This window comes from Actinoplanes philippinensis (genome assembly GCF_900113015.1).
In the GTDB taxonomy this organism is placed as follows: domain Bacteria; phylum Actinomycetota; class Actinomycetes; order Mycobacteriales; family Micromonosporaceae; genus Actinoplanes; species Actinoplanes philippinensis.
In genome coordinates this window covers 177,638-187,747 of the sequence record NZ_FONV01000018.1, presented here as the reverse complement: position 1 = coordinate 187,747, position 10,110 = coordinate 177,638, and the positions used below count along the sequence as shown (strand labels likewise).

Here is a 10,110-nt window from a genome sequence, read left to right as displayed (position 1 = left end):
CTGCACGCCATGCTCCGCACCCGGACCCCCTACCAGCACAAACCGGCAGAGAACCTCGCCCTCGCCGCTTGACAGAACCCATAGGGACACCCCCCTCGCCGTGACCGGTCCCGACGGCGGTGACGTGGTGGTGTGCCCCGGCCGCGACCACCCGGTGCGCCCCGGTGATCTGGTCACCCTCTTCGGCACCGCGGAGGAGCTGGCCCTGGCCGGGCTGGACGGGGAGACGGACGGCCCGGCGCCGGACCGTACGGGCCGGCTGCGCGAGAAGTGGCACCTGGCCCGTTCGCTGATCAGCGAGGTCGACCGGCGGCTGGCCTACGCCCTCGGCGGTCTGATGGCGCTCGCCACCGTCGCGATCGTGGTGCTGCGCCTCGGCTACCGCGAACCCGACGGCACCCGGATGACCCTGCTGGACGCCGCCTACTTCACCGTCGAGACGATCGCGACCGTCGGTTTCGGCGACTTCAACTTCCGCAGCCAGGACCCCTGGCTCCGCGGCTTCGCGATCTCGCTGATGCTGCTCGGCGCGCTGCTCGCCACGACGTTCTTCGCCCTGTTGACCAATGTGCTCGTGACCATCCGGATCGAGGAGGCGCTCGGCAACCGCAGGCTCAAGCACCTCACCGGCCACGTGGTCGTGATCGGTCTCGGATCGGTGGGGGTGCGGGTGGTCGAGTTGCTCTCCGGCGCGGGCACGGAGGTGGTCGTCATCGAACGCGACGAGCACAACCGGTACGCCGCCCAGGTACGCGCCAGCGGTGTGCCGGTCGTCTTCGCCGACGCCACCCTGCCCCAGACCCTGCACCGGGTCCAGTTGCCGGCCGCGCGGGCCGTCGCCGTGCTCACCAGCGACGACCTGGTCAACCTCGAAACCGGGCTGGCCATCCGGGACCATCTGGGCTCGGGTGGCGCCGGGACGCCGGTGGTGCTGCGTCTGTTCGACCGGACGCTGGCCGCCACCGTGGAACGCAACTTCGGCCTCGGCCAGGCCCGGTCCACCGCCGCGCTGGCCGCGCCCTGGTTCGTCGGCGCCGCGCTCGGCCTGGACGTGATCGCGACCTTCTACGTCGGCTCGCAGCTGATGCTCCTCGGCCGGCTCACGGTCGCGGCCGGTGGCGGTCTCGACGGCCTGGCCATGCAGGACCTCTCGGCACGCACCCGGGTCGTGGCGATCAGCCGGGCGGCCGACCGTGGCGTCCTGGAACACCCGCCGCGGCGCGACACCCGGTTCGCCTCGGGCGACCGGGCCTACCTGATCGGCCCCTACGAGGATCTGCTGCAGGTGCTGCGCCGCGACACGCTCTCCCCGGCCGGGCTCGACGAACCCGGCGCCGCCACCCGGCCGTGACCGCCCTACAGCACCGCGTCCAGGGCGGTGTCCGGGCCGACGGTCTCCAGACCGTACTCGATGTCCTCGCGGACGGCCTCGATCGTGTCGTCCTCGCCGAGCACCTCGGCGACGTCGTTGCTGTTCTCGAACTGCTCCAGCATGTCGTAGGCCTCGCCGAGCGTCGCCGCGCCCATCTCGTACGCCCACTGCAGGGTCTTCCAGGTCCCCGGCGCCGGGGAGAAATCATCGCTCACCGGCTGAATCTAACCGAACCGGCGATCCGTCCGAACCGGCGATCTAACCGAACCGGCGATCCGTCCGAATCGGCGATCTGACCGAACCGGCGATCCGGCCGAGCCGGCATCCGGCCCCGACGGCGATCCGGCCGAGCCGAGGATCTGCCCGAGCCGGCGCGTCCACTCCGGGATGCGCCGCAGGCTCTTCGCCGCGCCCCGCAACCGGGCCAGGCACTCGCCGGCGGCCCGGGCGCGCTCGCCGGGGCCGTCGCCGCGGTGGCCGAGGGCCCGCCACAGCAGCCACTCGGCGGTCTGCAGCTGCGCGTCGACGATCCCGTGGAACACCGCCGGATCGGCGGGGAGAGGCCGGCCTCCGGCCCGGAGATAGGCGGTGATCGTACGCTCGAACGCCCGTCGCGCCTCGAACCCCATGGCCGGCGCCGACCGCAGGATCTCGTGCTCGGCGATCTCCGGCCCGGCGCTGTCCCAGTCCAGCAGCATCGGCCCGTCCGCGGTGAGCAGCACGTTGTCGGGTTTGACGTCCCGGTGCGAGGCCACCGTGGTCAGCGGCGGCCCGGGTCGTGCGAGATGGTCCAGGGCTGCGGCCACGGTCGGCAGGTGCTCCCGGACCTCCCGGGTGAACGCGATGTCCTGCTCGTCGAGCCACTCGTGCCACGACGACAGCGGATACCGGGCGGACGCCTCGATGCGCGACGCCGCGTGATAGGCGTCCCACCACCACTGCTCGTCGACGGTGTTGAGGCGCTTGGCGGCGTACCGCCCGGTGGTGGTGGTCAGCCGGAACAGCGCATGCGAGACGCCCCCGCCGGCCCGGACCATCGCACCCGTCGGTGTTCCGGCGCCGAAGGCCCGAGCGACATCCGTCGCGATGCCGGACAATGGGGTCATGTCTCAGCCGGAACTTGACCCCGACGAGTACCCGCCGATCGACCCGCGCGAGCCGGTCCCCGATGATCCGGGCGAACTGCTTCCCGACACGCCGGAGACGCTGCCGCCGGCCCCCGTCGAGCCGATGCCGGACGACGGGGACGAGGGCGGTGTGCGCGAGCCGGCATGACCGCTACTGACGATAGGTGGCGAGGAAGGAGCGCAGCCGGCCGATCGCGTCGTCGAGCACGTCGACCGGCGCCAGGAAGACGATCCGCAGGTGGTCGGTCGTGTCGATGTTGAAGCCGGTGCCGTGCGACAGCAGCAGCTGCTTGGCTTCGAGCAGGTCGATGATCAGCCGCTCGTCGTCGTGGATCTTGTGGACGGCCGGGTCGAGCCGGGCGAAGAGATAGAGCGCGCCCTCCGGCTTGAAACACTCCACGCCGGGGATCGCGGTGAGCGACCGCCACGCGTGCTCCCGCTGCTCGTAGAGCCGCCCGCCGGGGGTGACCAGGGCGTTGATGCTCTGGTAACCCCCGAGCGCGGTCTGGATCGCGTGCTGCGCCGGCACGTTCGGGCAGAGCCGCATGTTGGCCAGCAGCTGCAGCCCTTCGAGGTAGTCGGTGTCCTGCGGGCCGAAACCGGTGACCGCCAGCCACCCGGAGCGGAACCCGGCGGCCCGGTGCGTCTTCGACAGCCCGCCCATGCTGATCATCGGAACGTCCGGGGCGAGCGCCGCCGCCGTGTGGTGCACCGCCCGGTCGTAGATGATCTGGTCGTAGATCTCGTCGGCGAAGACCAGCAGCCCGTGCCGGCGGGCGATGTCGAGCATCCCCTCCAGCACCTCGCGCGAGTAGACGGCGCCGGTCGGATTGTTCGGGTTGATGATCACCATGGCGCGGGTGTCCGGGGTGATCCGCGACTCCAGGTGCTCCAGATCGGGCTGCCAGCCGTTGCCCTCGTCGCAGCGGTAGTGCACCGCCCGGCCGCCGCACAGCGACACCGCGCCGGTCCACAGCGGGTAGTCGGGACTCGGCACCAGCACCTCGTCACCGGTGTCGAGCAGCGCCTGCAGGCACATCACGATCAGCTCGGAGACGCCGTTGCCGAGCATCACATCCTCCGGCTGCACGTCGATGGCGCCCTGGATCTGATACTTGTGGGCGACCGCGACCCGCGCCGAGTAGATCCCCCGGGCGTCGCTGTAACCGGTCGCCGACCCCAGGTTGTGCACCACGTCGGCCATGATCGGCTCGGGGGTGGCGAGACCCCACGGCGCCGGGTTGCCGATGTTGAGCTTGATGATCTGGTGCCCGGCGTCCTCCAGCTGCTGTGCGCGGCGCAACACCGGCCCGCGAATGTCGTACCGGACCGCCTTGAGCCGTTGCGCCTGCTTCACCGGATCACCGCCAGGATGCCCCACCCTTCAGGGCGGGCGGGAATGACGGCTCCGTCAGGAGCCGGGAATGCCTGAACTTTACTCATGGTCACCTCTGTGTAAGGTTTCGAACGTGCGTACGGCCTACCGGTGCCGGGCCTACCCGACCCCCGACCAGGTTGCGGTGTTCAACCGAACCTTCGGGTGTGTGCGCCTGGTCTGGAACAAGACCCTCGTCGAGCGCCACGCCGCGTTCTTGCAGCGCGGTGAGCGCACCAGCTACAAGCAGACCGACGCCGCGCTGACGGCGTGGAAGAAGACCGAGGACCTGGCGTTCTTGTCCGAGGTGTCCTCGGTGCCGTTGCAGCAGACGCTGCGCCATCAGCACACCGCATACGCGAACTTCTTCGCCAAACGCGCCCGGTATCCCCGTTTCAAGTCCCGGACCGGCAAGCAGTCCGCGCACTACACCCGCTCCGGGTTTCGGATCAAGGACGGGTTGCTGCACGTCGCCAAGACCGACGGCTCCCTGACGGTGGCCTGGTCCTGGCCGGACGTGGACCTGACCGTCCTGGACCCGACCATGGTGGTCATCTCCCGCGAGGCCGACGGCCGCTGGTACGTGACCTTCGCCGTGGACGTCGACCAGCCTGACCCGCTGCCCGCCACCGGCCATGAGATCGGCATCGACCTCGGGCTCACCGATTTCGCCGTGACCAGCGACGCAGACCGGATCGCCAACCCCCGGCACCTGGCTCGCAAGGCCCGTAACCTGGCCCGCTACCAGCGGCGAATGGCCCGCAAGCAGCGCGGCTCCGCGAACCGGCGCAAGGCCAGGACCAAGGTCGCGGTCGCGCACCGCAAAGTCCGCAACGCCCGCCGCGACTTCCTGCACAAGACCAGCACCGCCCTGATCGCACAGGCCGACACGATCGTGCTCGAAGACCTCGCCGTCGCGAACATGGCCCGCAACCGCAGCCTGGCCAAGGCCATCTCCGACGTCGGCTGGGCGGAATTCCGCGACATGCTGGAGTACAAAGCCGCCCGTGCCGGACGCCATCTGATCGTCATCGACCGCTGGTGCCCCAGCAGCAAGACCTGCTCCCACTGCGGGCACCTGCTTCCCAGACTGGACCTCGGGACACGCCACTGGACGTGCCCGGCCTGCCGCACCCGCCACGATCGGGACATCAACGCGGCCAAGAACATTCTTGCGGCTGGACGAGCCGTAGCCGGAGACACCTCCGGCGATGCCTGTGGAGCTGATGTCAGACAGCAAGGGTCCTCCCTTCTGCGGTCGGCTGTGAAGCAGGAACCCCGCGCCGCGAGGCGTCCGGCGTAGACCGGTTTGGCCGCCAGGCCGAAGTGAATCCCCCTCCCTCAGGAGGGAGAGGAAGTCAACGGAATACTCTCCCACCGGGTCGACCGTCGTGTCCGGGCAGCCTGTCACATCCCGGCCGGGAGGGGGACGGCCAATTCCCGCACTATGGCACGGCGAACAGCAGGTCCAGGTGCGCGTCGAGGGCCGCCCGGGCCTCGTCGGGTGTCGTCTGGCCGCCCAGCAGGTAGACCCCGAGACCCTCCATCAGGGCGAGAAGACCCAGAGCCTTGCCGGGTACGGGCAACAGGCTCCCGATGAAGCCGGCCAGCTGCGCCGTCTCCTCCCGCAGCCGGGCCGACGCCGTGGGCCGCACCGCCGTGTACGCCAGGAACGCCAGGGCCACCCGCCCGTCGGCCCGGCTCTCCTCGGCCAGCGGCAGCAGCGTCGTGATGATCGTCCGCAACAGCTCCCGTGGCTCCGGCGCGTCACCCAGCGCCGCGACCGCCTCGGTGACCCGGGCCTCGTTGCGCTCCCGCACCACCTCCATGGCGAACTCCATCATCTGGTCCCGGGTGCGGAACCAGTGCTGCACCATGCCCGCCGACACGCCCGCCTCGGCCGCCACGTGCCGCAGGCTGACCGCCTCCAGCCCCTGCTCGGCGGCGACCCGCATCAACGCGTCGGCGATCAGGGTGCGGCGCTCCCGCTCGTCCACCTTCTTGGGCATGCGGTCCATGATGAGGCACGTGGATGCGATGACTGCGGAAGACCTCGACACCGCCGTGGCGGGCACGCTGCGGCTGCTCACCCCGGTGCAGGACCGTGACTGGACGGTGCGGGCGGGCGTTCTCGACTGGGACTGCCGGGCCACCGCGGTCCACCTGGCCCACGACCTGATCGCGTATGCCACCCAGTTGACCGCCCGCGGCCTTCCGCCCTGGCTGGAGGCGCCGGTCTCCCGGGCCGGCGGCGGATATCTGCCGCTCGACCTGGAGGTCCGGCCGGACGCCCCGCCCCGGGTGGTGCTGCAGGTCGTCGCCGCCTGCGCCGGCCTGCTCTCGCTGGCGCTGCGCGCGGCCGGCCCGGAGGTGCGGGCCTGGCACTGGGGCCCGACCGACCCGTCGGGTTTCGCGGCCCTGGGCGTCAACGAGACCCTGATCCACACCTGGGACATCGCCCGGGGCCTGAACCTGGGCTGGACCCCGCCGCCGGACCTGTCGGCCCGTGTCCTGGCCCGCCTGTTCCCGGACGCCCCGCCCGGTGACCCGTCGGCGGCGCTGCTGTGGTGCACCGGCCGCATCGCCCTGCCGGACCGCCCCCGCCTGACCGACTGGAAGCTCAAGGCCGCTCTCGACAGGTGACCGAGGGGGAGAGCGGCGGTGCTCAGGACGGCGCCGGCGCCACCAGGCACAGCACGTGGCCGTCCGGATCGGTGAGGACGGTGGCAGGCGAACGGATCAGCCTCCGGCGAGCAGGGCCCGGGCCACCGCGCGCCCGGAGAGCCATGCGGTCTGGACCCGTGGCCGGCCGAAGGCGTCGCCGCACAACCAGACCCGCCCGTCGACGGCGTAGCCGGCGTCGCCCGGGGAGGGCTGCGCATACGTCCACCGGTGCACCCGCACCTGCGGCTCGGCGGTGAGCCCGAGCAACTCGCCGACAGCGGTGGCCAGCACCGGCCCGGCCGCCGCCGGGTCGCCGAGATGCCGGGCGGCCAGCTCGGCCGTCGAGTGGGCGACCAGCACCGGCGCGCCGTCCCCGCGGCGGTCGCCGTCGTCGCAGACGGTGGCGAGCACCGGATGCTCGTTGACGAACGCCGCGCGCAGGTCACCCCACGTCCGCTCCGGGTAGGTGAGGATCGCGGCGATCACCGGCTGCCAGGTCTGCGCCCGCGCCGCCGCCGCGACGGCCGGCGGCGGACCGAGTCGCAGCGCCTGGGGTCCGGGCATGGCGAGCACGACGGCGTCCGCATCCTCCGGCACCGTCTCGATCGGTGTCTCCAGCCGCACGTCGATCCCGTCCGCCAGATCGGCGGCAAGGCTGCGCAGCCCAGCAGGCGCCGCCCAGCGCACCGGCCCGGCGGCTTCCCCGCCGCCGGGGAAGACGCGCAGCGTGTCGGTCCACGGCCTGGCCAGCCCGCGCTCCTCCCACGCCGTGGCCTGGGCCACGAACTCCGGATCGTCGGCCACGAAGTAGGCGGCTCCGATGTCCACATACCGCCCGTCGATCCGCTTGCTGGCCAGCCGTCCGCCGACGACCCGTCCCCGCTCGACGACGCGGACCCGGGCGCCCCCGTCGAGGAGTGCCCGGGCACAGGCCAGTCCGGCGATTCCCGCCCCCACCACGACCACGTCCATGATCAGGACCCTAACGCGGTGGGGGCCGGGAGTGTTACGGGGCGATCGACCAGAGCTGGCAGGTGTTGTTCAGCCACATCCACAGCCGTGCCGGGGTGCCGTTGGCGGTGCCGCAGTCCTGGTCGTCGAGGACCATGCCGCTGTTCTCGACCACCAGCTCGTAGCGGCCGTTGCCGGCCGGGATGACCGCCCACTGCTGGCAGGTGTTGCCCAGGGACTGCCACAGGTTGACCGCGGTGCCCAGGGCGAGTCCGCAGTTGACGGCGTCGAGGACCTTGCCGGCGTTGACGTTGGTGATCGTCCACTTGTTGGCGCCGACGCTGGTGAACCGCCACTGCTGGCAGGTGTTGCCGAGCGACTGCCACTGCTGGACGGTGGTGCCGTTGGCGGTGCCGCAGTTGGTGGCGTCGAGGACCTTGCCGCTCTGCAGGTTGGTCAGGCGGTAGGTGGCGCCGTTGACCGGGAAGGTGACGCTCTTGCCGTAGCCGACCGAGACGATGTTCGCCTGGACCGCGTTCTCCGTGGCGTCGCTCGGGTATCCGCTGGTCATCACGCCCTCGAAGAACGAGCCGACCGAGCCGTTGCTGTTGTCGCCGCCGATGCCGAGGATGATCGCGCCCTGTTTGGTCATCGGGTTGTAGCCGGACTGGGTGGGCAGCGCTCCGTTGTAGCGGGTCGCGAGTCCCCCGGACTGTGCGTTGCCGTCCTTGATGGCGTACGTCGAGGTGCCGTTGTTCTTCAGCACCGCGGTGACGAACGCGCTGTTGCGGCCGGTGTTCGCCGTCCAGGAGCCGTTGCCGCCGGCGAACAGGCCGTTCTCCAGGTCGGCCGCCACCCGCGGGCCCGCCGAGCAGGGCGAGAACCAGCACAGGTTGCCGAAGTAGATGGCGTCCATGTCGCCGTTGCCGGTGTCCATGTTGTTGGTCTCGGCGTTGCCGTAGTCGAAGCAGCACCGGTCGTTGACGTGGGTGCCCTCGGTGACCATGTACATGCCCTCCGGCTGGCTGCCGGTGGCGATGCCGTTGGTGGCGTTGTTGCGGTAGCCGTTGCCGGCCGAGATGTAGACGCCGTACACCTTGCGGCCGCCCGCCGTGACCGGCAGCGCGGCGGCGTTCGCACCCTGGTCGGCGGTCGGGTTGGCGCCGCCGCCGGGAGCGATCGTCAGGTCGTTGTGCCGGGACGTCTGGTCGTAGATGCGCACGATCGTGCAGTACGTGCCGGAGCAGAACGAGTCCTGGGTGGCGGCGTTCGCGTAACCGCCGGCGCTGAGCACGCCGACGTTCGTGGTCGCGCCGTCGGACCAGCGGCGGACCTGGTACAGCGATCCGCTGTAGGCGCCGAACAGCGCCCGGGTGGTGCTGTGCGCGGCGACGCAGGGGGTGCCGCCGCCGGCATAGATGTCGCAGGGGAGGGTGCCGGCAGCGCCGGCCGCGCTGCCGGTGGTGACGAGGGCGGTGGCCGTGAGGACGGCGGTGGCGGCGACGGCCATGGCCGTACGCCAGGAGAATCGGGTACCCATCAGGAGCCTTTCGCGTACGAATACGGCAGTGCCGGAGAGGGGTCGGCGCTGCTCCGGGGGATGGGGATGTGATGGCTCACATCGATTCTCGTAGTTGTTACCGAGTTGTCAAGGGCACGTTTCGGCCGGGATCGATCGTTCGTTGTGAGCGCTAACCAATGGCCGACAGCTCCTCCAGATCGGCGGTGGAGAGGGCAAGGCCCGCGCCGGCCACGTTCTCGCGCAGGTGGGCCACCGACGACGTGCCGGGGATCAGCAGGATGTTCGGGGACCGTTGCAGCAGCCAGGCCAGGGCCACCGACATCGGGCCGGCGCCGAGCCGGCCGGCGACCGCGGACAGCGCCGACGACTGCAGCGGGCTGAACCCGCCGAGCGGGAAGAACGGCACGTAGGCGATGCCGTCGGCGGCCAACTCGTCGATCAGGTCGTCGTCCTGCCGGTGGGCGAGGTTGTACATGTTCTGCACGCACACGATCGGCGCGATCGACCGTACCTCCGCGATCTGCTCGGCCGTCGCGTTGCTCACCCCGAGGTGCCGGATGAGCCCCTCCCGCTGCAGGCCGGCGAGGGTCTCGAAGGCCTCGGCGGCGGACTCCGGCCGCGGCCCCTGTGCGTCGCCGAGCCGCAGGTTGACCAGATCGAGCACGTCGACGCCGAGGTTCTTCAGGTTGTCGTGCACGGAGCGGCGCAGGCTCGCCGGATCGCGGGCCGGTGGCCAGCCGCCCTGGTCGTCACGGTTCGCGCCGACCTTGGTCACGATGTGCAGACCTTCGGGGTACGGGTGGAGCGCCTCGCGGATCAGCTGATTGGTGACGTGCGGACCGTACGCGTCGGAGGTGTCGATGTGGGTGATGCCGAGCCGGACCGCCTCGCGCAGGACGTCGAGCGCGCCCTGGTGGTCGGCGGGTGGGCCGAACACCCAGGGGCCGGCGAGCTGCATCGCGCCGTAGCCGAATCGGGTGACGGTGAGATCGCCCAGCGTCCAGGTGCCGCCGGGAAGTGAAGTGGTGACCATGCACACCACTATGGGAGAGTTACTTCCTCACAGGAAGTACGTACTTGCAAGTGCGTCACATACCCG

At 71.0% G+C, this 10,110-nt stretch carries 11 protein-coding genes; 4 read left to right on the top strand and 7 right to left on the bottom strand.

What is annotated here, in order from left to right:
* The first annotated feature begins 100 nt into the window (after positions 1–100).
* Entirely contained in the window at positions 101–1,351 is a 1,251-nt protein-coding gene (locus BM290_RS38930; RefSeq protein WP_093620968.1) for a potassium channel family protein, read from the top strand.
* Between the two features lie 5 nt (positions 1,352–1,356).
* On the opposite strand, the gene BM290_RS38925 is transcribed toward BM290_RS38930, so the two are convergent.
* The gene (locus tag BM290_RS38925) at positions 1,357–1,587 is read right to left on the bottom strand and encodes a hypothetical protein (RefSeq protein ID WP_239144018.1); all 231 of its coding nucleotides are present in this window, start codon (positions 1,585–1,587) and stop codon (positions 1,357–1,359) included.
* Positions 1,588–1,596: 9 nt separating this feature from the next.
* Positions 1,597–2,478 (bottom strand): phosphotransferase, encoded by an 882-nt coding sequence (locus tag BM290_RS38920; protein WP_093620966.1) that lies wholly within the window; start codon positions 2,476–2,478, stop codon positions 1,597–1,599.
* Here BM290_RS38920 and BM290_RS48790 point away from each other — a divergent pair.
* On the top strand, positions 2,477–2,647 hold the full coding sequence (locus tag BM290_RS48790; protein ID WP_177320078.1) for a hypothetical protein: 171 nt from the start codon (positions 2,477–2,479) through the stop codon (positions 2,645–2,647). The two genes, BM290_RS38920 and BM290_RS48790, sit on opposite strands and share 2 nt — an antisense overlap.
* Positions 2,648–2,650: 3 nt before the next feature.
* On the opposite strand, the gene BM290_RS38915 is transcribed toward BM290_RS48790, so the two are convergent.
* Complete coding sequence (locus BM290_RS38915; RefSeq protein WP_093620965.1) at positions 2,651–3,856, bottom strand: pyridoxal phosphate-dependent aminotransferase; 1,206 nt, start codon at positions 3,854–3,856, stop codon at positions 2,651–2,653.
* Between the two features lie 112 nt (positions 3,857–3,968).
* Between BM290_RS38915 and BM290_RS38910 the strand changes: the two genes are divergently transcribed.
* Positions 3,969–5,177 carry an RNA-guided endonuclease InsQ/TnpB family protein gene (locus BM290_RS38910; protein WP_093620964.1) on the top strand — a complete coding sequence of 403 codons (1,209 nt, stop codon included), beginning with the start codon at positions 3,969–3,971 and terminating at the stop codon, positions 5,175–5,177.
* Positions 5,178–5,319: 142 nt separating this feature from the next.
* On the opposite strand, the gene BM290_RS38905 is transcribed toward BM290_RS38910, so the two are convergent.
* A complete protein-coding gene (locus BM290_RS38905; protein ID WP_093620987.1) occupies positions 5,320–5,883 on the bottom strand; it encodes a TetR/AcrR family transcriptional regulator in 564 nt (187 codons plus the stop codon).
* Between the two features lie 28 nt (positions 5,884–5,911).
* Between BM290_RS38905 and BM290_RS38900 the strand changes: the two genes are divergently transcribed.
* The gene (locus tag BM290_RS38900) at positions 5,912–6,517 is read left to right on the top strand and encodes a maleylpyruvate isomerase N-terminal domain-containing protein (protein ID WP_093620963.1); all 606 of its coding nucleotides are present in this window, start codon (positions 5,912–5,914) and stop codon (positions 6,515–6,517) included.
* Positions 6,518–6,613: 96 nt separating this feature from the next.
* On the opposite strand, the gene BM290_RS38895 is transcribed toward BM290_RS38900, so the two are convergent.
* The 3 genes from BM290_RS38895 to BM290_RS38885 form a co-directional block, all read right to left on the bottom strand.
* Positions 6,614–7,510 (bottom strand): NAD(P)/FAD-dependent oxidoreductase, encoded by an 897-nt coding sequence (locus tag BM290_RS38895; RefSeq protein WP_093620962.1) that lies wholly within the window; start codon positions 7,508–7,510, stop codon positions 6,614–6,616.
* A 34-nt stretch (positions 7,511–7,544) separates the two neighbouring features.
* Positions 7,545–9,029, bottom strand: a complete 1,485-nt coding sequence (locus BM290_RS38890) for an arabinofuranosidase catalytic domain-containing protein (protein ID WP_093620961.1) — start codon at positions 9,027–9,029, stop codon at positions 7,545–7,547.
* A gap of 151 nt (positions 9,030–9,180) precedes the next feature.
* Complete coding sequence (locus BM290_RS38885) at positions 9,181–10,044, bottom strand: aldo/keto reductase family oxidoreductase (RefSeq protein WP_093620986.1); 864 nt, start codon at positions 10,042–10,044, stop codon at positions 9,181–9,183.
* Positions 10,045–10,110 lie beyond the last annotated feature (66 nt).

Coding starts and splice junctions, on each gene's coding strand:
- BM290_RS48790 (WP_177320078.1), top strand. CDS start 2,477: ATGTCTCAGCCGGAACTTGACCCCGACGAGTACCCGCCGATCGACCCG.
- BM290_RS38920 (WP_093620966.1), bottom strand. CDS start 2,478: ATGACCCCATTGTCCGGCATCGCGACGGATGTCGCTCGGGCCTTCGGC.
- BM290_RS38905 (WP_093620987.1), bottom strand. CDS start 5,883: ATGCCCAAGAAGGTGGACGAGCGGGAGCGCCGCACCCTGATCGCCGAC.
- BM290_RS38900 (WP_093620963.1), top strand. CDS start 5,912: ATGACTGCGGAAGACCTCGACACCGCCGTGGCGGGCACGCTGCGGCTG.
- BM290_RS38895 (WP_093620962.1), bottom strand. CDS start 7,510: ATGGACGTGGTCGTGGTGGGGGCGGGAATCGCCGGACTGGCCTGTGCC.
- BM290_RS38890 (WP_093620961.1), bottom strand. CDS start 9,029: ATGGGTACCCGATTCTCCTGGCGTACGGCCATGGCCGTCGCCGCCACC.
- BM290_RS38885 (WP_093620986.1), bottom strand. CDS start 10,044: ATGGTCACCACTTCACTTCCCGGCGGCACCTGGACGCTGGGCGATCTC.